Genomic DNA, 17423 nt, shown 5'->3' with positions numbered 1-17423 from the left:
CGACAAGACCGCCACCTCATACGCAGCCGGACTCAACCTCGCCGCAGCACTCCAATGGATATAGCAACACGGCCTAGGTGCAGGCGCGGGTGCGCATCAGGCCCCGAGCTCGACATCCCAGCCTGATCAGCGAGCTAACGCAGGTAGCCGGACAGATGCTGCGGCTCGGCGCTGGCGCAGATCAATCGAATCGAGTGGCCGGCTGCATCCACAGCGTTGTGCGGGAGTGAGCGCCTACTCGGTGGCAGCCGTCTCCGGTTCTGCCTTCGGCTCCATATCGGGCTCGAAGTGGCCCAGCGACTTCTCTTGCAAGAACGCGCACAGCTCGGCCGCAACCTGAAGCTCGTGAGTGAGGGCGTTGAGTTCGAAGCTGGTCAGATCCAGAGCCTCGGTGGAAGGTTCAATCAGTACGTGCCACGCGAGGTCTTCATCGTTTTCGCGCGGTTCGATCCAGACGGTGTTGGGGGCGTTCTCCAGGGGCATGACGACAAGCCCGGTGTCCTGGCCCCCGTGGCCTTCTTGGATTGCAACGCGGACATCCTCGCCGGCGCCGCGGGCGGCGATGAATTCTGCCACCCAATGCTCGAGGGTGTTCTTGCTGTGGAATGGCATGGCGAGTCCTTGAGGTCGGCGAGGGAAGGAAAACGGCCCACCCCAGAGGGGCGGGCCGTTATGAGTATGCGGTGTCGTTACGCCGCGGCGGCGAGCTGCACGCGGTGAGCATCTTCCTGCTGCTGCCAGGTGGCGGCATTCAGCATCAGCCCGGACGACATCGCAGCCTGGTCAGCGAGCTGGCGGAGGTAGCCGCCGGACAGGCGTTGCGGCTCGGCGCTGGCATACTCAAAGCGCATGGAGATTGCAGGCTGCACCCACAGCGTCGTCCGCGTGTGCGCGGCCTCTGTGTCCGTCCACGTGATGGTGAAGGACTCGTTGCGGCGGAGTTTGGTGGACAGAACGACCTGCAGGTACTGCAGCAGGCGATCGTCGATCTCGATGGCCTGGGGGTCCGAGCTGTAGAAGAGCTTTCCCATGATGACTCCTTGCGGTGAGGGGTGCGGGGGTGAATCAGAAAAAGAGGGGGGCGACGACGCCCACGGCGGTCGCAGAAACCACAACGGCCGCAGCGGTCACGCCGATGTACCACCGTTGGGCCGCGACAGCGGTGCGAGAGGGAACGAACGTCTGCCGACGCAGACGTGAAGGTTGTCCCCAAGCGAACGCGTTGCTAGTCATGGCGGCCTTCCTTCCATTAGGTCTTGGGCTGTCAACCCCGGTGATGATCAACGTAACATATTGTAAACACAGTTAGGTAATCCAGTTGAGTGTCACTGCTGCTGACGACTACCAGGCGTAATCATCACCGGCGGAAGGTTAGATGGTTAGGTATAGTGCTTCGAGACATACGCAACGTAGGGAACGGGTCCATGACGGTAGAAACAGGCGACACATCGCCGCTCTCGGCGGCGCTGACGTTCTACTCCCAGGAACGTGATGCCGCGGCGGCGCGTGCTCGAAAGCAGCTCGGCGTCAACGAGCTCGAGGCCAACGCCATGTCTTACCTCGCAAAGAACCCCGGAGCGCGACCCTCAGAGCTGGCCAGCTATCTGCGTGTCACGTCTGCCGGCATCACCACGATGGTCGAACGGCTCGTGCGCCGCGAAATTCTGCGCCGCGAAGCTGACCAGGTGGACCGCCGCGTCAACCACATCCACCTGGCGGTCGACATCGAGAAGGAGCCGTGGTCACAACTGGCGCTGTTCGATGCCACGTGCCGCCAGCTCATCGCGCACCTGGACCCCAAGGTCGAGGCCGATTTCGCCGACTTCCTTCGCCACGCCACGCTGGCCGCGCGTGAAGAGGCTGCACGTGTCGACCGGGCCGTCGCCTAGTTAGCTCTGCGCCGCGGCCGCAAGTTGAGCCATATGCTCAACGGACTTGCGCTGGAGAAACGCGCACAAGTCTGCGGCGTGGGAGATCTCACGGCACAGATCGTAAACGGAGTCTGGGGATAGCTCCGTCACCTCAGGCTGTGCCTCGAAAGTGACGCGCCAGTCAGGTACGCCCACAGCAATCGGTGCCAGGTACACGGACGTTGTTGCGTTTGCCAAAGGAAAGATGACCAGGCCGCTGTCGACGCCATCGACGGGATCCTGATCGGCAACGAACGCGACAGCGCCTCCGCCAGTCCCGCTTGCGGCAAACTCATCGAGCCACGCGCTCAGCGTGTCTTTACTGCGAAACGGCACCCTGCTGCCTCTTCAATCTCCCTGGCGGATCGTTCTTCCGCCAGCCGATCGTACGACATCGTGGACGCCGCCCATCAATGTACAATCGCAACAGCTGCTAGCTCGAAGATTCCTCCACGGGCTGACATGCGCGCTGTTGCAGGTAGTCACAGAGGTGCGCCGCCAACAACAACTCTTCAGCGAGATCACGAAGGCCGTGACCGTCCAGCTCGGTGAGTACTGGCTGCGCACGCTACCCATAGGCCGCCAGCGCAGCGGACGCTAACCGTGCCAGCAGTGCAAAACCGATCGGTTTCGCTCCAATACGGTTGTCGAAGGACATGTAGTCGCGCCTGCCGGGGCTGGCCTTCACCGAGCTGCGGCGTGTGCTTGCTGAGCGGGGGCGGGTTCGGTCCAGTGGTCGAGGTCGATTATGAGGCCGCTGGTGCTGTTTGCTTGGGCGGCGAGTTGCTGGAGGTATGCGCCTACGAGGGGTGCTGCTTCGGGTGTGGTGTAGGTGAAGCGGAGGGGGATGTTGGGGTTCATCCAGATTGTGATGCGAGGTTCGGGGTTGGCACGTTGGGTCAGGGTGAGGGTGAAGTTCTCGCCGCGGCGGAGCTTGGTCGCGGCGATGACTTGGATGTAGTGCAGGAGGCGATCGTCGATGATGGCGTCGCTGTTGCTGTAGTAAAGGTTTCCCATGGGCCCTATCAGTCGGATGGTGGGCGCGCGCAGGGAGTGACGGGCCTGTCGCACGAGACGGCGGTGCCGCTCACATATGAAGAGCACGACAGGGCCTGCTCCGTCACAAAAATGTTCGGACCCCGGGCGGAGGGTGTTCCTCAGATGGTGATGCTCGCGATTTGCACCGTGATGCGTGCGGATTTGTCGGGGTGTGCGGATCGCAGATGATCAGCGATGTCGCGGGCAATAGTGGGGGCGGGGCTGCTGTGGGTGGCGACTCGGGCCGATATGGTCGTGCGCTCGTTCGTGGTGCGTAGATTCACGATGGGCTCTGGGGCTGGTGAGGTGCCGAGGGTGGCAGCGATCGCTCGTGCGATTCGTGTTGGTGTGGGCGCTGAGGGGTACACGGCGGTAACTCCCGGAACGCTGAGGACGAGGGTGGTCAGGTCCTCCGGCTGCGGAGAGGGGGTGGGTTGTTCGCTACTCATCTGGCGTCGTCTCCTGCAGCCGCGTCGTGGATGTTTTCGACAGTGATGTTGAGGGCGTCGATGTGCAGCTCGGTGTGTTCGTGAAGGACCTTCATTACCTGTTCGCGGAGCTGGGTGAGCAGTGGTGGCATCGGCGTGTGTGTGGCGATGCTGACGGTGATGTTGACATGTACGGGGGCGTGTGGTGTGTCGGCTTCACCGGTGATTCGACATGCTCCGACCAGGATGCCGGGGATGGTGTCGCTGACGTCACGGATGAGGGCACGTACGGCTCCTTCGGTGATGCTGAGGCTCACCAAGGGGTCGGGGTGGTGCAGGGGGAGGTCGCGTCCGGCCCGAAGCTCGGCGCCGATGTTGTTGATGATGTCGTTCAGCCAGGACGGGGGAGGAGCAGGCACGGTATCGGCGTCGTGTGCGATCAGATCGCGGGAGAGGTGGGAGACACGCTCGAGAGCGCGCAGCGCGTTGACGCACTCCGGGCACTCCTCGATGGCGGGGTCGTAGGGGGTGCGGTCGTGGGCGAGGTAGGTGCTGAGCTCGTCGAGGGTTTTGCCGCAGTCCAGGACGGTGCGGTCGGAGTTGGTGTTGGTGTCGGTCATCGCCATCCCTCCATTCGGACTGTGATGTTCACTCGTGCTCGTGCGAGTTTGCCGCGTGCTTGGCCGGTGGTGACCCCCATTGCATCGGCAATGTCTTGGTAGCTCAGTCCCGCCACTTCGCGAAGGAGCCAGCATTGCCGCTGATCCTCGGGCAAGGCGTCCAACGCTTTGGAGAGTTCGCGCAGTTGCGCGTTGCGTATTGTCGTCTCCTCCGGGTCGTGTCCGGTGGCCGCATGGTCGGCCGGGAAGACTGTTTCCGGGGGGCGTTTTTTGAGGTGGGCGAATGCGCGTCTCGTGGCGATACGCATCATCCATGGCTTGGCTTGGCTCGGGTCACGCAGGGTGGGCAGTTTCTTCCAGGCGACGACGTAGGTGTCTTGGAGGATGTCGTCGGCGTCGGTGTAGCTGCTGACGATGCGAGCGATGTAGGCGCGCATGATGGGTGCGTGTCGGGTGATGAGGGTGCGAAAAGCGGCCACGTCCCCGTCGACTGCTCGCTGGACAAGCAAGTCGTCGGCTGCGGCGGCCAATCCTTGATTGGACGGAGAACCGCTGGTCGTGGTTGGGGGCATGGACTCCGCTTACCTTTTTTGTGACGATCGCACCGTGTCCGCGCTCATGTGTGTGACGGTGCCGCTGCACATGCAGCGAGTGAATTTATACCGTAAGTCGACCGGCTAAGTGCTGCTTGCCCGTCCAAGCCCTCGATCCACTCGTGGAAGGACCACCAGCTGTGACCACCTCCGACAACGACGCTGCTGCGGCGGCGAAAGACCGCTTCGAAGACGCCACCGACGCGCTGCAACACGCCTCCACGAACGGCAGCGACGGCACCGCTCGTTCCGGCAGTCACGTCGCTGACCATGTCTCCGTCGAGATCGACGAGGCGAAACAGCAGGCCGAATCCGCCATCGACACGACCCTGCAGTCTGCAGTGAACGCCGTGGAGGGAGCGCGCGCCACCTACCAGCGGGACCCGAAGAAGGCACTCATCACGGCCGGCGCCGTCGCGATCGGACTCGTGGCCCTCGTCACACTGCTACGCCGCCTCTAACAACTCCAGACCACCTATCGACCTCAGTCACACCCATAACGAAGGAGCAACCCATGTCCACTCCCACCAACGACGACGCGCAGCTGTCCGCCGACGAAGACTCCTACGAAGGCGCAGACGTCGAAGTCTCAACCGAGACCGACACCACCTCCAAGCCCGGCGGGCTCGGTGAAGACGGAACCATTCCGAGCGACCCTAACGGTGTCGCCGCCGGGCACACCGGCACCGCCTCCAACTTCAACCCGGAAGAGGATGAGGACGCGCACTGACTGTACGCTGCGCTGACAGCTCGACGAGCACGGAGAAGTTCGATGTCCCCGGTGTGGGGCCCGTGCTCGTCGAGCTGTGCGCGCATCACTTCACCCTCACGAACGAACGGATGATGCTGCTCGGCACCGTGACCCGCCTCACGGGCCGAGCCGTCGACGTCGTCGACTACGAACGTGTCGCGCAACACCTGCACGACATGGGGGTCATTTGAGGCTGCGCCAACGGGAGCGTCTGAGGGTGTGTTATCGGCGTAGCTGCCACCACTTTCGCCGGGGGTGTGGGCGTGGCGTTGACGGCTTTGGTGGGGAGGGCGCGTCAGGACCGTCGGCTGCTTCTTCGAGCCGGATTTGGCGGCCTTCTTTGACGTCGCTGCGCTCTTTCTCGGCCTGTTTTTTGCTCTTTCGGGTGTCGCGGGCGGGCAGCTGAATGTCTTCTTCGGCGGCGATGCCGCCTTGCAACTGGCGGCCGCGTTCGAGTTCGGCGTCGAACTCGGCGCCGAACAGGAGGGCGAGGTTCGCGATCCACAGCCAGAGCAGGAAGATGATGACCCCGGCGAGCGAGCCGTAGGTGCGGTCGTAGTTGGAGAAGTTGGCGACGTAGATCCCGAAGCCGGCGGTCGCTATAGCGAGGGCAGCGATGGCGATGATGGCGCCGAGGCTGATCCAGCGGAACTTCGGCTGTTTGGCGTTGGGGGTGGCGTAGTACAGCACCGCGACGAGGAACACGATGACGAAGAGCATGACCGGCCATTTCGCGATGTCCCATGCGATTTGCACGCCCTGACCGAGGCCAAGGGCGTTGCCGATAGCGGTAGTGACATCACCCGAGATGACGAGACCGAGCGCGACGAGGACAAGCGCTACCACGGCAATGACGGTGACCAGCAGCTGCATCGGGCGCAGCTTCCAGAAGGGGCGTCCTTCGTCGATTTCGTAGATGCGGTTCATTGCACGGCTGAAAGCGCCCACGTATCCGGATGCTGACCAGAGGGCGAGGGCGATACCGGTGACGAGTGCGATACCGGCGCCTCGAGATGACGCGATCTGCTCGATCGGTTCGCGGAGCGTGTCAGCGGCGTTGGGGGCGACGTCTTGGATGATGCCGATGATGGCGTTGGCGGCGGCGTCGCCTTGGCCAACGACACCCAGTACGGAGAAGATCGCAATCAGCGCCGGAAATAGTGCGAGGACGGCGTAGTACACCAGGCCCGCGGCGGCGTCTGTGCACTGGTCAGCGGAGAATTCCCGCACTGTCTTTCGCAGCACGTACTTCCATGACCGCTTCGTCAGCTCGGTGGGAGAGTCTGGCTTCTCGTCAGCGTCCGGGTGCGGCGCATCCGCGCTGGTCTTATTGCCTGGTTTTTGCTTCAGCATGTCCGTCCCGAGGGTTCAGAGCACACCGCGCGTGTGCGGGCGCATTTCAGTGTCCGACATCAGGTGCCCCCACTGCAGGGGCTTGCCTGCCCACAGGCATCGCGTCCCGTGGGCTCAAGAGTCCTCGAGGTCGGTTCGCGAACGCGCAGCGTCTACGAGCTGATTTGCCTCGCGTCGCGAGTAGCCAGTACGGAGAATCTGGCGGAATGACGCCGTTGATGCCGGGGTGTAGGGGTCGGCCATAAGCGATAGGGAGGTGTTCCGCCGTGCGGGCGGCCCGAGTTTGGCGGGCTCCCTTTGCCCGAGCATCGGCCTAGCCTCCCTTATTTCCTTGGCGCTTCCATCACGTAGCCGGCGCCGCGAACGGTGCGAATGAGCGGCTCCTGGCCGGCGTTGGTCTTCCTGCGCAGGTGATGGATGTAGAGCTCGACGACGTTGGAGCTTCCGCCGAATTCGTAGTTCCAGACGCGGTCGAGGATCTGCGCCTTCGACACCACGCGGCGTTGGTTGCGCATGAGGAAGCGCAGCAGCTCGAACTCCGTCGCCGTCAGCTGGATCTCGCGGTCGCCGCGCACGACTTCGTGGCTGTCCTCGTTCAGCGAGAGGTCGCCGACGCGCAGGATGGGCTCGGAGTCGCGGGTGAGGGCGGTGCCCGCGCGTCGCATGAGCCCGCGGAGGCGTGCGACGACCTCCTCGAGGCTGAAGGGCTTGGTGACGTAGTCGTCGCCGCCGGCGGTGAGGCCGGCGACACGGTCGGCCACGGAGTCCTTCGCGGTGAGGAAGAGCACGGGGACGTCGTTGCCCGAGTGCCGCAGTCGCTGCAGGACCGCCATGCCGTCGAGGTCGGGCATCATGACGTCGAGCACGAGGGCGTCAGGTTCGAAGTCGCGGGCGGCCTGCAGGGCGTTGAAGCCGGAGCCGGCGGTGCGCACTTCCCAGCCCTCCATGCGCAGTGCCATCGACAGCAGGTCGGTGAGCATCTGCTCGTCGTCGATGACGAGCACGCGCGTCATTTCGCAACCACGACGGTGCCGGGGCTTTCTGCCAGATACGTCACAGACGAAGCATATGAGCGTCGGGCGGTCGTAATGCTGGCTTCAAGCGGCGCGAGGTCTGCACTGCTACCGCTTTGCGCCCCGGATTATTCGAAGCGGAACCGATCGGTTACGTGCCGTCGTGACGGTCAGATGATGTCGTAAGGCGACTCCTCATCGTCGAACACCTGCCCAGAATGGTTGCGCCACCCGTCGCCGCCGCCGTCGGCGAGGCCGCTATCAAGGCGCACTGTGGAGGAAGCGATGGTGATCGAACTTGCCGCCGCCGACACGAAGATGCTGAGACGTTCGCCCCCGTCCAGCGTGACCGTGATGAAGCCACCGCCGGCGCGCGTGGCGCCGAGAACCTGAGCCTCGATATCCCCGACGCTCTCCAACGGCGCGAGAGCATGGGTGGCACCATTCACGGTCAGCTGAACCCGTTCGATGCTCTGAGTCATGCGGTACAACGTAGATGTCGCTAGGTCTCACCGGCATCGGGGTTGCACCATCGGAAAGCGCGTTGCACACTGCGACTGTTGTCACGCCTCTACCGGGTGATTCCGTCGGTCGGCGTCGCGCGCGAGTTGGTCCGGAGTGCGCCCGGCCGGCTCATCAAGCACGTGAAGTCCCTGTGGCGAGTTGGCGGCGTCGGTCAGCATCCGCAGCCAGGACGGGTTGAGCTGCGGTGTGTGGCCACCCTCGTATCTAAACGCCAGCTTGACTCCGGGGTACAGGTAGACGCTTGTCCGGCCACCGCCGAGGCTGATGTCGATCTTCCATGTGAAGGTGAACCGCTCCCCGCGGCGGATCTTCGCCACGATGACCGCCTGCAGGTGAGCGAGCTCCCGGTCATCGAAGTCGGCACTGACACTCGAGTCGTACGTGAATCTCCCCATCGGAAACCTCCAACATCGGGACCCCCGGCGCGACCATCATGGCGAGAGGTCCCACACGCCGGAGGAACGACGTCCGTGTCAGCGTCTCAGACGACACGTTCACCCCTGGACCCTTGCGAAAACCTTCCCGGGCTGTTGTGCAAATGTGAGCAACATCGCGGGTGCGATAATTCGGAGCGGCCGGGCGATTTCGCGATGGCCCAGCCTCGAACGAGATAAAGGACACGCTCGCCCCGTGGGACGACTGATCTACACGCAAGACTCCAGCTACGACATCGACGACCGTATCCTCGCGCACCTCCGCGTCGTCATGATGAACAAGCTCCGCCGCCGTGAAGGCTTCATGCTCCAGATGCCCACCACCGGCGGCGGCCGCTCCTCCATCTGGATCAGCCCCACACGGGCCCTGCTCATGCAGTTCTACGGCGGCCGCGCACCGCAGCTCGACCGTGAGTTGATCGACAAGATGATGCACGACGCGAGTAGCGCCGACGGGCTCACCCTCTCGAACCGTCTGTAACGGCATCGCCACAGGTGATGTGGCGGGTGAATCTCGGACCGATCCGTTCTGTCTCCCCGGCGTCCGCGTTAGCGTGACGCCGTGACGAAGCCCCACCGCATCAGCCATCCTGCGGCAGCCCGCCTCGCCGGCGTCCCCCTCGAAAGCCTCGACGCATGGGCAGCCGTCGACCGGCAAGGACGCTACGACACCGCCGAGTTCAAACTCTGGACCGAAATACACGTGGCCGTCCGCTCAATCGATGGGCGCTAAGCCGGCGCCATCCCCGCGTCGAAATAGGAGACGGGTCCGAATGCACCCTCTCGATGATCTGTTGCGCCTTGTAGGTTTCCTCATTGGTGCGATTCCGATCGGTTTCGCACCACGTGCGAGCCCATCGACGAGGCGCCGGAATCTTGCGGATCGGCCCGATGCAAAAACCCGTTGCGAAACACGAATTGATGCGAAATTGAGTAGAGCCCTTTTGCATCATTGGTAGAATTGGTTAGGACGGAGGGGGCTGCCGTGTTCGAGTCGCAGATGAAGATCGAGCAGCAGTACCCGGACCTGTTCGCGCAGCTCGACGACAAGCTATGTCGCGCCGTTGTGCAGTCGCTCGCCGCCGGGTGGCATGAGGGTTGGGAGCCCACGCGCGAGGACGTCGAGAACTTGACGGACTATGCGCGCGGCGCGATCGACGCGGACGAGTACGACCGCCGCTCGGACGCCGCAGCATGCCGCGCGGCCGAGGTGGCTCGACGCGCCGCGGGGCTATAGCTGTGGCTATAACTTGGGTATGCTGGAAGTGAGAGGGGGAAGCCATGACGACTATCGAAACTTCCGCAGGGGAGGCCGTGCGGGCGACGTTGAAGGCCCGTCACCGTCGTGAGATTGGTGAGTTGGACTACCGGCGGGGCGTCATCGTCCTGGATCAGCAGGGCTTATCTCAGACGCGGATCGCGCAGCTCCTCGGGGTGAAGCAGCCGACCATCCACCGGGTGATCGAGCGAGCGAAGTCGGTCCCGATGCCGCGGGACGGATTCTCCGGTGCGGACCCATTCGAGATTTGCGAGCGCTACGCCGCTGACGTGATCGACCGGTCGCAGCTCGTCGATGAGCTGACGCGGTGGAATTATGCCCCTCGTGGAACTCTCGCGACCGAGCTGGACGACCTAATCGTCGATCCGGTGGGCTCGTTCGGTGACGTGGAGCGGGCGCTGCGCCAGGGGTTGATCGACGATGACGTGTTCGATGAGGTTGCCGACCGCATCGAGGCACAGACCGCTGTCGCGTGAGTCCTGAGGAGCGCCAGCGTCACATCGACCTGGTGCGCGGGCTGTCCATGTCGGGCGGGGTGCTCGAAAAGGACGCGCCCACCGCGACTATCAACAACCGTGAGTGGTTCCGGTCGAATGGCTCACCGCGGCCCGAGCGTCGCGCACTGCACGACCAGCTCTACGCCGAGGTCCGCGCACAGTTCCCCGAGGCTCGCCAAGATGCCCGCGCGCTCGTGCTTGCCGGGCCTCCCGGGGCTGGCAAAGGGAGCGTGGCGGAGAAGGTGCTGGGGGCGGAGATATCCCAGTTCGTGAACGTTGACGCGGATGAGTTCAAGAAGCTCCTGCTGCGCGAGGCGATCGCGGACGGTAGTTACGAGTCGGCCATTAAGCCGGTCGAGGTGCGCGACATGGAGGCGACGGGGGAGACGTTCTACCCATTGGAGCTCGCGTCGCTTGTGCACACGGAATCGAGCCGACTTGCGGCGGCGCTTCGGGAAGACCTGATCGCGGAGAAGACGAACGTGGTCGTTGACACGGTGCTTGGTGATGAGAGGTCGGCGGACGGTCTGGCCGATCAATTGACCCGCGCCGGGTATGAGGTAACGGTGATCGACGTCGAGGTGCCCTACCTCGTGTCGGAGGACCGCATCAAGATGCGGTGGCAGGAAGCTATGGCGGAGGCCGAGGCCGGCAAGGCCGGCGCTCTCGGTGGGCGATGGGTGCCAAGCACGTACGCGCGCCCCCTGTTCGACACCGAGCATGGCCGCTCGAAGTCACAGGACGTTGCGGCGAGGTTGGCTGAGATGTGCCCGAACGTGCGGCGCTACGAACGCCATTTCACAAGCCTGGGCGAGCACCAATCGTCGCTTCGCGAGGGCCGGCGAGCGGAACCGGTGAGGGAGGTCGAGAAAACCCGTGCCGAAGCCGGCGCACCGCTCGTCGACCAGGCCAAGGAGTCATCTTCGGCCCGGTCTGATCCGCTTGCAGACGTCCGAGCCGTCATCAGCGGCAGCTACCAGCGGTCCCCGAAAGAAGCGACCCGGGGCGCCGGCCCGGGCGGCCAGCAGCCGCCCCAGGCGCGCCGCCGCGGCCCCGGCTACATGTCCGATCGGTTCCCGACAGGAGGGCTCGAGAGATGACGAACGTGATCGGGTACGCCCGTGTCTCGCGCCGGGAGCAGAACCCGGATGCGCAGGAGGCCGAGCTGCGCGCGGCCGGCGCTACTCGTGTGTTCGTCGACCATGGCGAGTCCAGTCGGATTGCTGCGCGCCCGCAGTGGGTCGCGTGCCTCGACTACCTCCGCGAGGGTGACACCCTCTTGGTGCGCCGCCTCGATCGTCTCGGCGGCAGTGAGCGGATCATCCTCGACACGTTGAACGAACTGCGCGAACGCGGCATCAACATTCGCAGTCTGACCGAACCTCAGATCGACACGACAACCCCGATGGGCCGTGCCCTGTTCGGGATCGTCGCGGTGTTCGCAGAGCTGCGCGTCGACACCATCCGAGAGAACACGCAGCGCGGCATGGACCACGCCCGCGCCCAGGGGAAGGCGATCGGTCGACCGTCGAAGCTCAGCGCTGACCAGCTCGCGCAGCTACGTCGGATGCGCGATGACGAGGGGCTGAGCTTTGCCCACATCGGGCGCGTGCTCGGTGTTGACAAGTCGACTGCCTCGCGCGCCTACGCCGAGCTCAATCGGTTTGGCTCGCTCCGCGAGCCGGCGTCTTCGTAGCGCGCGATGGCAACTCTGACCGGCGACGAGCTTCGGGTGCTCATTCACGACCTACAGGCGGCCTGGGATGATTACGGTGACGCCGAGGTCCTGCATCAGCCAGCGGCGCGACGCAATCGCCCCTTCACCGGCGAGGACGCGCAGCGAGTTGGAGTCGTGCACGGCTGGGTCAGGCACCTGCATGAGACGGGTAAGGCCGCTGTCCTGCTTCTCAACAACGGTCTGGTGAACGCAGCGCTCCCGCTTGTTCGCCAGATGTTCGAGCTCGCGTTGACGTCCGTCTGGGTGATGCAGAGCGAAGATCAGCACGGGGTTCGAGCTGTGGTGCTCGAGCACTCGCGTAACCGTGCAGCGTTCGCCCGAGAGGCACGCTTGGCGCAGTCCCCAACGTTCCAGCAATCCGCGGACGAGATCGTAGACACGGATTCGGGCCACATCCCTGGAACTTTCGACAGCGTGCAGCGGTTCCGGGAGATCTGCCTCGACCTTACGCCGGCTGGTCACGATGCCTATGTCATCTACCGGGTCTTGTCGACCTACAGTCATCCGTCCGTCTCGGTGAGTGATCTGTACTTTGATGCGCCGGCGACGCCGGCAGAGCGTCTGCCCGCCCGGCGACTTCTAGCGACCGCGGCTATACCGGCTGACACCCTGCTGTACTTCGTCGCGGTCACTCTTGTGTGGGGAGCGCGCGCGTACGTCTATACGAGCCAGGACAAGATGCATCGGAGCCTCCTTCGGAGCGCTGCGCGGGTTCTGTTAGTGACCAGTGAGATCAAGCTCAGTGAGCACTACCGTCGTCGACACGCGAAGCGTCGGAAAGACGGCTGACAGTCGACCACAAGGGTCCGGAAGGGCTCAGGCCGAGGCCGCGGAGCGGCCGGTCAAGTGGGGTCCCGCTGTCCACCTGTGGGCGGGTGGAGCCCGTAGGTGGCTCGGGCCGTCCACAGGTGGTCAGGGGGTTGCGTTAGTCCCCGTAGGACTGACCCTCATCGCCGCTCGTGGCGGCGTCCGCCGGCGGCGTCGCCACGGCTTGAGTCGGAGTCGACTGTCGCGCGGTGCGCGCACGCGGCTTGCGCTTTTGAGCCGCCTCCGCGAAGCCGATCTTGCGCAGTTCGGCGGGCGTCCAACCGGCGTCGAGAGTGGCGCTGTATGCGCGTGCATCGTCTCGTTCGGCCGCTGCGACCTTTTCACGTTCTTCACGCTCAACCTCGGCGATTCGCGCGGCAGATGCTTCACGCGTGTCCGCGAGCGCCTGGCGTGACTCCGCGAGCTTACGGATCGACGTCAGACGGTCTTCCATCGCGCGCTGTGCGCGCTCGATTGCTTCTTGTGGGGAGAGCTCCTTAGCCATGCCACGAGCTTAGGGATGCGGCATGGTCCGCGCGAGATTTCTCGCGCCGATAGAAGGGCCGTCGCGGAGCAAGCTATACGTTTAGGTGCCCTAATCGGACTTGACCTCTCGACTTGCGGCGAAAGGTGCGGCACACTTGGTGTGTGCGGTCCCCGCAGGGGCGGGGTCGCTGCGCTGGGCCGAAGGGAGGGTGAGCATGGCTGATGAGTCGCCTACGCCGCGCCCGTCCCAGCGTCGACGCCGCACGAATGTGGCCGGCGGTCGTGTGGCGCGTCACGTTGTGAAGGCCAGCCCCGAGGAGGAGGGCGTGCTGTTGCGTATGGCCCTCGCGCAGGGTGTGACGATCCCGCGCCTTCTCGTGGAGAGCGCGCTTGCGCAGGATGCCGGCGAGACGGCATCCGAGCGGCGCGCGACGATCATGAAGCTGTACGAGTTGCACCGTCTCCTCGCCGCTATCTCGAACAACGTCAACCAGATTGCGAAGGCCACCAACGCCACGCGCGAGCTGCACCCCGAGACGTTCGCGACGCTCGCGGCGGTGCGCAAGACGGCGATGCAGATTGACGAGCTGACCGACGAGTTGAGCTTGACGTGATGCCGAACATCACGCGGGGCGATCGCATGTCGGGCCTCGTGACGTATCTGGTCGGTGGCGGTCGCCACAACGAGCACACGGAGCCCCACCTTGTCGCGGGTGACGATGCGCTTATGGCGTGGTACGACGACGCCGAGCTGAGCCGCGACAGCGGCTTAGCGATCGCACGTCACTTGGACCGCCCGCACAAGCAGCTTGGGGTCGACGTGAAGGGCGGGCACGTCTGGCACGCCTCCCTCTCGCTGCGCGCCGAGGAGGGCATCAAGACCGATGCCGAGTGGAAGGCGATCGCCACCGACTTTGTCGCTGCAATGGGGTTCGACGACAACGACGGCACGAAAGCACCGTGCCGTTGGGTTGCGGTGCGTCACGGCTTGTCGAAGTCCGGTAACGACCACGTGCACATTGCCGTGAACCTCGTGCGCGAGGACGGCACGAAGGCGTCCACTCACCTCGACTACGTGCGTGCGCAGAGCGCCGCGCGAGCCCTTGAGGTGAAGCACGGCCTAGAGCTGTTGGAGTCGGCTAAGGGGGAGCGCGCGACGCGCGGCTACAGCCCCGCCGAACAGGCCAAGGTCGAGGAGCGTTCCGCGCTGTTCGCACAGCGGAAGTACGAAGCGAACGCCGAGAAGATCGGCGGCGACGTCACCCCCTGGCACCAGCTCGACCCGCGCGAACGACAGACACGCATCACCGCCGAGATTCGCCTCAATGCCCCCCGCAACGACCTCGCCCGCAAGGTCCGCGCGTGCGCAAGCGCGAGCGAGAACGAAGCCGAGTTCGTGCGCCGACTGCGCCGCTCCGGTGTCGTCGTCCGACCCCGCTACGCGGAGGGTCAGACCGACGTCATCACCGGCTATTCGGTGGCCGCGAAGCCCTCACCGGGGGAGCGTCCCATTTGGTACGGCGGCGGTCACATGGGCCGCGACCTCACCCTGCCGCGACTGCGCGCCGAGTGGCCCGACAGTCCGACCGGCGCAATAGATGCCGCGGCCGAGTGGAACGCGGCCAAGCGCAGCCAGCGGCCCGTCGCACCGGGACGCGAGACGAGCGAGCCCGACCCCGAGCTGTGGGATCGGTACACCGCCGAGCTGGGCGAACTGCGGGAAACGCTGCGCTCGGTTCCGCTCGACGACCGCGACACATGGGCGCGTGTCGCACGGCAGACGTCCGGAGCGTTCGCGGCGTGGTCTAACGCCGTCGAGGACGTACCCGGCGACCTCGCCGCGGCATCGGACGAGCTGGCGAAGTCGGCGCAGACCTACCGCGGCCATACGAAGCCTCAGAAGGCGGGTCGAGTGTTGGCCGGCGGGGCTGCGATGCTCCTCGCCAGTGCCGTTCGAGGCGGGCAGGGAACCGCAGCGCAAGCCGCCGTGCTGCGTCAGCTTATGAACCTCACCCAGGCCGTGTACGACGCCGCCAAGGCCGCGCAGCAAGCACGCCACGCGGAAGCGATCGCCACCGACATTCGCGCCCGTCTCGTGCGGGTGCGCGCCGCCCTGCCGGCGACGTTGACGTCGGCCACCGCGGCCACGGCGACGAAGACCGAACCGCGCCGCATCGACATGTCCGCGGTGGTCGACGAGGCCACGCGCGAGGCGCTGGACAAGATGAACCGGGCCGAGGAGAACCGGCGTAAGGGAACGACTTCGCCGCTCCCCGCGTCGATCGAACCGACCCGACCCCGCACGACCACAACCCCGCGGCCCGACCGAGGCCCGGAACGATGAGAGGAGCACGCCATGGTCGATGAGAGCGACGGCATTTCCGAAGCGTTCGAGGGTCAGCTCCGCGTTGCGGTGACCGCCGCTGGCCGCGTGGGCGAAATCATCGCCCGACAGCGGGAGGAAGCAGCTCGACGAGCACAGGCCGAGAGCCAGCAGCAAGCCCGCGAGCTGGCGTCCCGGTTCGCCGCCGAACGGCAGTGGGCGCGCGTTGAGCTCAGCAGCGTCTACCGGAACGACTGGTGGGAGCGCGCGACCCCCGAGCAGATCGGCACGACGCTCGCCACGGCGCGCGCGTGGGGCAACGAAGACCCCGAGGCCGTGCGCGCCGAGGGCCGCATGCGGGACGAGCTGCGCACCCGCTACGGCGTCGACGTCGACCAGGCCGGCGGCGACCCCCAGGCGGTGCAAGCAGCGATCGACGCCGAGCTGTTGCGCCGGCAGTCCGAGACGGAACGCCAGCGCGGCACCGGCGAGGAGGCAGAGGCGGCGCTACTGATGCGCGAAGCCGACCGCGCCGACCGTGAGGCCGAGAACGCGGGCCAGCGCGCCGAGAACGCCCCTGAGGGCTCCGAGGAGCGAACCCAGGCACGCGAGGAGGCACAGTCGCACGAGCGCGCGGCCGAGTCCGGTCGCGCCGAGACCGGCCCCAAGTACGACTCCGCAGAGCGGCGCGAGAACGACGCGAACCAGCTCGAAGCGAAGGGCATCGACCGGGAGGCCGTGGCCGCGAAGATGAGCGCCGACGTCGGCAACGCCAAGCCGGCGACGGAGGCCGTCAGAGGCGCGCCGACGACGGCGACCAGGGTGAAGCCGCCGCGCTCGATCGCCGCGCGGGGGCAGCGTTCCGAGCTTGGACGTTAGCGCCAATTCATGCGTGAAATCGGGGTCGCACGGCAGGCACGCACGGTCGCACGCGGGGTAGTGGCGGTAATTAGTTGTTGGCGGCTTCGTAGGCATCGATGACGGTGCCAGGCACGCGGCCCCGGTCACTGACCGTGTGGCCATTCGCGCGAGCCCACTCGCGTACAGCACTCAAGTCAACATTGTTCTTGCGAGGGGAAGAGCGCCGAGGGCGTCCAATGCCTGAGGTGCTGACGGGCCGGGCGGCATTCACGTAGGGAGAGAATGCCTCGTAAAGCTTGTTCGCATTGTCATCCGACAGATCGATCTCGTATGCACGTCCCTCCACAGAGAAGGTGACCTGTTTGCCCTCGCCACCCTCGAGGACAGAGCCATCCAGATCGTCGACGAGATGGGTTACGTGCTTAGTTGCCATAGCGGCATCCTCCCATGCGCGGCCGACGTAATGGAAAGCTGGGCTAGTGACAGAGCTGGCTCAAGACAATTACTCCACCACACCCTGAGCGAGCTGAAGGCCCAGGTGCATGACGCGCGACTGCAGGTCCATCGTGCGGACGTTGGAGGATTGCGCCGGCTGCTCAAGGGGGGCCCAACCAATACAGCGCCTATGTCAGGTTCCTGGCATACGAGGAGCGATTGGTGTGAGAGATCCGTGGCGTCTCTCGCACGCAACTAGGCCGTGTTGCTATATCCATTGGAGTGCTGCGGCGAGGTTGAGTCCGGCTGCGTATGAGGTGGCGGTCTTGTCG

At 65.1% G+C, this 17423-nt stretch carries 26 protein-coding genes; 14 read left to right on the top strand and 12 right to left on the bottom strand.

Features of this window, described 5'->3' with window-relative positions; translation table 11 throughout:
- Positions 1–234: 234 nt before the first annotated feature.
- Positions 235–612, bottom strand: coding sequence for a hypothetical protein (locus tag Q0818_RS16590; protein WP_128218973.1), 378 nt, complete (start codon positions 610–612; stop codon positions 235–237).
- A 77-nt stretch (positions 613–689) separates the two neighbouring features.
- Positions 690–1031 (bottom strand): hypothetical protein, encoded by a 342-nt coding sequence (locus tag Q0818_RS16585; protein WP_108319505.1) that lies wholly within the window; start codon positions 1029–1031, stop codon positions 690–692.
- Between the two features lie 393 nt (positions 1032–1424).
- Here Q0818_RS16585 and Q0818_RS16580 point away from each other — a divergent pair, with 393 nt between their 5' ends.
- On the top strand, positions 1425–1889 hold the full coding sequence (locus Q0818_RS16580) for a MarR family transcriptional regulator (protein WP_108319507.1): 465 nt from the start codon (positions 1425–1427) through the stop codon (positions 1887–1889).
- Here Q0818_RS16580 and Q0818_RS16575 read toward each other — a convergent pair whose 3' ends face one another.
- The 4 genes from Q0818_RS16575 to Q0818_RS16560 form a co-directional block, all read right to left on the bottom strand.
- Positions 1890–2246 carry a hypothetical protein gene (locus tag Q0818_RS16575; RefSeq protein WP_298877473.1) on the bottom strand — a complete coding sequence of 119 codons (357 nt, stop codon included), beginning with the start codon at positions 2244–2246 and terminating at the stop codon, positions 1890–1892.
- A 348-nt stretch (positions 2247–2594) separates the two neighbouring features.
- On the bottom strand, positions 2595–3014 hold the full coding sequence (locus tag Q0818_RS16570; RefSeq protein WP_298877471.1) for a hypothetical protein: 420 nt from the start codon (positions 3012–3014) through the stop codon (positions 2595–2597).
- 379 nt (positions 3015–3393) lie between these two features.
- Entirely contained in the window at positions 3394–3996 is a 603-nt protein-coding gene (locus Q0818_RS16565; protein WP_298877468.1) for an Asp23/Gls24 family envelope stress response protein, read from the bottom strand.
- Positions 3993–4526, bottom strand: a complete 534-nt coding sequence (locus tag Q0818_RS16560) for an RNA polymerase sigma factor (protein ID WP_237488854.1) — start codon at positions 4524–4526, stop codon at positions 3993–3995. Before Q0818_RS16560 ends, Q0818_RS16565 begins: the two co-directional genes overlap by 4 nt.
- Positions 4527–4729: 203 nt before the next feature.
- On the opposite strand from Q0818_RS16560, the gene Q0818_RS16555 reads away from it, so the two are divergent.
- From Q0818_RS16555 to Q0818_RS16545, 3 genes are read left to right on the top strand one after another with little or no spacing between them, the layout of a single operon-like run.
- A complete protein-coding gene (locus Q0818_RS16555) occupies positions 4730–5050 on the top strand; it encodes a hypothetical protein (RefSeq protein WP_108320231.1) in 321 nt (106 codons plus the stop codon).
- Between the two features lie 53 nt (positions 5051–5103).
- Positions 5104–5319: a hypothetical protein gene (locus Q0818_RS16550; protein ID WP_237488855.1), complete on the top strand. Its 216-nt coding sequence runs from the start codon at positions 5104–5106 to the stop codon at positions 5317–5319.
- A 53-nt stretch (positions 5320–5372) separates the two neighbouring features.
- On the top strand, positions 5373–5531 hold the full coding sequence (locus tag Q0818_RS16545; RefSeq protein ID WP_160897572.1) for a hypothetical protein: 159 nt from the start codon (positions 5373–5375) through the stop codon (positions 5529–5531).
- A 31-nt stretch (positions 5532–5562) separates the two neighbouring features.
- On the opposite strand, the gene Q0818_RS16540 is transcribed toward Q0818_RS16545, so the two are convergent.
- The 4 genes from Q0818_RS16540 to Q0818_RS16525 all read right to left on the bottom strand — a co-directional run bounded on the left by Q0818_RS16540 (position 5563) and on the right by Q0818_RS16525 (position 8626).
- Entirely contained in the window at positions 5563–6693 is a 1131-nt protein-coding gene (locus tag Q0818_RS16540; RefSeq protein WP_202401086.1) for a YihY/virulence factor BrkB family protein, read from the bottom strand.
- A gap of 323 nt (positions 6694–7016) precedes the next feature.
- Entirely contained in the window at positions 7017–7706 is a 690-nt protein-coding gene (locus Q0818_RS16535) for a response regulator transcription factor (RefSeq protein WP_108320229.1), read from the bottom strand.
- Positions 7707–7876: 170 nt separating this feature from the next.
- Positions 7877–8188, bottom strand: a complete 312-nt coding sequence (locus Q0818_RS16530) for a hypothetical protein (RefSeq protein WP_108320227.1) — start codon at positions 8186–8188, stop codon at positions 7877–7879.
- A gap of 81 nt (positions 8189–8269) precedes the next feature.
- A complete protein-coding gene (locus Q0818_RS16525; RefSeq protein ID WP_108320225.1) occupies positions 8270–8626 on the bottom strand; it encodes an ATP-dependent DNA ligase in 357 nt (118 codons plus the stop codon).
- A gap of 235 nt (positions 8627–8861) precedes the next feature.
- On the opposite strand from Q0818_RS16525, the gene Q0818_RS16520 reads away from it, so the two are divergent.
- From Q0818_RS16520 to Q0818_RS16490, 7 genes are all read left to right on the top strand, one after another.
- Complete coding sequence (locus tag Q0818_RS16520; protein WP_237488856.1) at positions 8862–9146, top strand: ATP-dependent DNA ligase; 285 nt, start codon at positions 8862–8864, stop codon at positions 9144–9146.
- An 81-nt stretch (positions 9147–9227) separates the two neighbouring features.
- Positions 9228–9398, top strand: coding sequence for a hypothetical protein (locus tag Q0818_RS16515; RefSeq protein ID WP_160897575.1), 171 nt, complete (start codon positions 9228–9230; stop codon positions 9396–9398).
- Positions 9399–9650: 252 nt separating this feature from the next.
- On the top strand, positions 9651–9902 hold the full coding sequence (locus tag Q0818_RS16510) for a hypothetical protein (RefSeq protein ID WP_366943190.1): 252 nt from the start codon (positions 9651–9653) through the stop codon (positions 9900–9902).
- A gap of 44 nt (positions 9903–9946) precedes the next feature.
- Entirely contained in the window at positions 9947–10420 is a 474-nt protein-coding gene (locus Q0818_RS16505; RefSeq protein WP_298877441.1) for a hypothetical protein, read from the top strand.
- Entirely contained in the window at positions 10417–11541 is a 1125-nt protein-coding gene (locus Q0818_RS16500) for a zeta toxin family protein (RefSeq protein ID WP_298877438.1), read from the top strand. The genes Q0818_RS16505 and Q0818_RS16500 overlap by 4 nt, the downstream gene beginning before the upstream one ends.
- A complete protein-coding gene (locus Q0818_RS16495; protein WP_298877435.1) occupies positions 11538–12137 on the top strand; it encodes a recombinase family protein in 600 nt (199 codons plus the stop codon). Before Q0818_RS16500 ends, Q0818_RS16495 begins: the two co-directional genes overlap by 4 nt.
- 6 nt (positions 12138–12143) lie before the next feature.
- Positions 12144–12968, top strand: a complete 825-nt coding sequence (locus Q0818_RS16490) for a DUF5677 domain-containing protein (RefSeq protein WP_298877432.1) — start codon at positions 12144–12146, stop codon at positions 12966–12968.
- A gap of 136 nt (positions 12969–13104) precedes the next feature.
- On the opposite strand, the gene Q0818_RS16485 is transcribed toward Q0818_RS16490, so the two are convergent.
- Complete coding sequence (locus Q0818_RS16485) at positions 13105–13491, bottom strand: hypothetical protein (protein WP_298877429.1); 387 nt, start codon at positions 13489–13491, stop codon at positions 13105–13107.
- 196 nt (positions 13492–13687) lie between these two features.
- Between Q0818_RS16485 and Q0818_RS16480 the strand changes: the two genes are divergently transcribed.
- Genes Q0818_RS16480 through Q0818_RS16470 form a run of 3 tightly spaced genes read left to right on the top strand, consistent with a single transcriptional unit; the run spans position 13688 to position 16674 of the window.
- A complete protein-coding gene (locus Q0818_RS16480; protein WP_298877427.1) occupies positions 13688–14086 on the top strand; it encodes a MobC family plasmid mobilization relaxosome protein in 399 nt (132 codons plus the stop codon).
- Positions 14086–15816, top strand: coding sequence for a relaxase/mobilization nuclease domain-containing protein (locus tag Q0818_RS16475; RefSeq protein WP_298877424.1), 1731 nt, complete (start codon positions 14086–14088; stop codon positions 15814–15816). The genes Q0818_RS16480 and Q0818_RS16475 overlap by 1 nt, the downstream gene beginning before the upstream one ends.
- A 12-nt stretch (positions 15817–15828) precedes the next feature.
- Positions 15829–16674 carry a hypothetical protein gene (locus tag Q0818_RS16470; RefSeq protein ID WP_298877421.1) on the top strand — a complete coding sequence of 282 codons (846 nt, stop codon included), beginning with the start codon at positions 15829–15831 and terminating at the stop codon, positions 16672–16674.
- Between the two features lie 70 nt (positions 16675–16744).
- On the opposite strand, the gene Q0818_RS16465 is transcribed toward Q0818_RS16470, so the two are convergent.
- Positions 16745–17089 carry an Lsr2 family protein gene (locus Q0818_RS16465; protein ID WP_298877419.1) on the bottom strand — a complete coding sequence of 115 codons (345 nt, stop codon included), beginning with the start codon at positions 17087–17089 and terminating at the stop codon, positions 16745–16747.
- Positions 17090–17423: the final 334 nt, after the last annotated feature.

The organism is uncultured Microbacterium sp., from assembly GCF_947489255.1.
GTDB lineage: Bacteria > Actinomycetota > Actinomycetes > Actinomycetales > Microbacteriaceae > Microbacterium > Microbacterium phycohabitans.
This window is presented reverse-complemented; position numbering and strand designations above follow the sequence as displayed.

Excerpts from the sequence above, each read along its gene's own strand:
- Q0818_RS16590 (WP_128218973.1), bottom strand. The coding sequence starts at position 612 with ATGCCATTCCACAGCAAGAACACCCTCGAGCATTGGGTGGCAGAATTC.
- Q0818_RS16585 (WP_108319505.1), bottom strand. The coding sequence starts at position 1,031 with ATGGGAAAGCTCTTCTACAGCTCGGACCCCCAGGCCATCGAGATCGAC.
- Q0818_RS16580 (WP_108319507.1), top strand. The coding sequence starts at position 1,425 with ATGACGGTAGAAACAGGCGACACATCGCCGCTCTCGGCGGCGCTGACG.
- Q0818_RS16565 (WP_298877468.1), bottom strand. The coding sequence starts at position 3,996 with ATGACCGACACCAACACCAACTCCGACCGCACCGTCCTGGACTGCGGC.
- Q0818_RS16550 (WP_237488855.1), top strand. The coding sequence starts at position 5,104 with ATGTCCACTCCCACCAACGACGACGCGCAGCTGTCCGCCGACGAAGAC.
- Q0818_RS16540 (WP_202401086.1), bottom strand. The coding sequence starts at position 6,693 with ATGCTGAAGCAAAAACCAGGCAATAAGACCAGCGCGGATGCGCCGCAC.
- Q0818_RS16535 (WP_108320229.1), bottom strand. The coding sequence starts at position 7,706 with ATGACGCGCGTGCTCGTCATCGACGACGAGCAGATGCTCACCGACCTG.
- Q0818_RS16530 (WP_108320227.1), bottom strand. The coding sequence starts at position 8,188 with ATGACTCAGAGCATCGAACGGGTTCAGCTGACCGTGAATGGTGCCACC.
- Q0818_RS16525 (WP_108320225.1), bottom strand. The coding sequence starts at position 8,626 with ATGGGGAGATTCACGTACGACTCGAGTGTCAGTGCCGACTTCGATGAC.
- Q0818_RS16505 (WP_298877441.1), top strand. The coding sequence starts at position 9,947 with ATGACGACTATCGAAACTTCCGCAGGGGAGGCCGTGCGGGCGACGTTG.
- Q0818_RS16495 (WP_298877435.1), top strand. The coding sequence starts at position 11,538 with ATGACGAACGTGATCGGGTACGCCCGTGTCTCGCGCCGGGAGCAGAAC.
- Q0818_RS16490 (WP_298877432.1), top strand. The coding sequence starts at position 12,144 with ATGGCAACTCTGACCGGCGACGAGCTTCGGGTGCTCATTCACGACCTA.
- Q0818_RS16485 (WP_298877429.1), bottom strand. The coding sequence starts at position 13,491 with ATGGCTAAGGAGCTCTCCCCACAAGAAGCAATCGAGCGCGCACAGCGC.
- Q0818_RS16480 (WP_298877427.1), top strand. The coding sequence starts at position 13,688 with ATGGCTGATGAGTCGCCTACGCCGCGCCCGTCCCAGCGTCGACGCCGC.
- Q0818_RS16475 (WP_298877424.1), top strand. The coding sequence starts at position 14,086 with ATGCCGAACATCACGCGGGGCGATCGCATGTCGGGCCTCGTGACGTAT.
- Q0818_RS16470 (WP_298877421.1), top strand. The coding sequence starts at position 15,829 with ATGGTCGATGAGAGCGACGGCATTTCCGAAGCGTTCGAGGGTCAGCTC.
- Q0818_RS16465 (WP_298877419.1), bottom strand. The coding sequence starts at position 17,089 with ATGGCAACTAAGCACGTAACCCATCTCGTCGACGATCTGGATGGCTCT.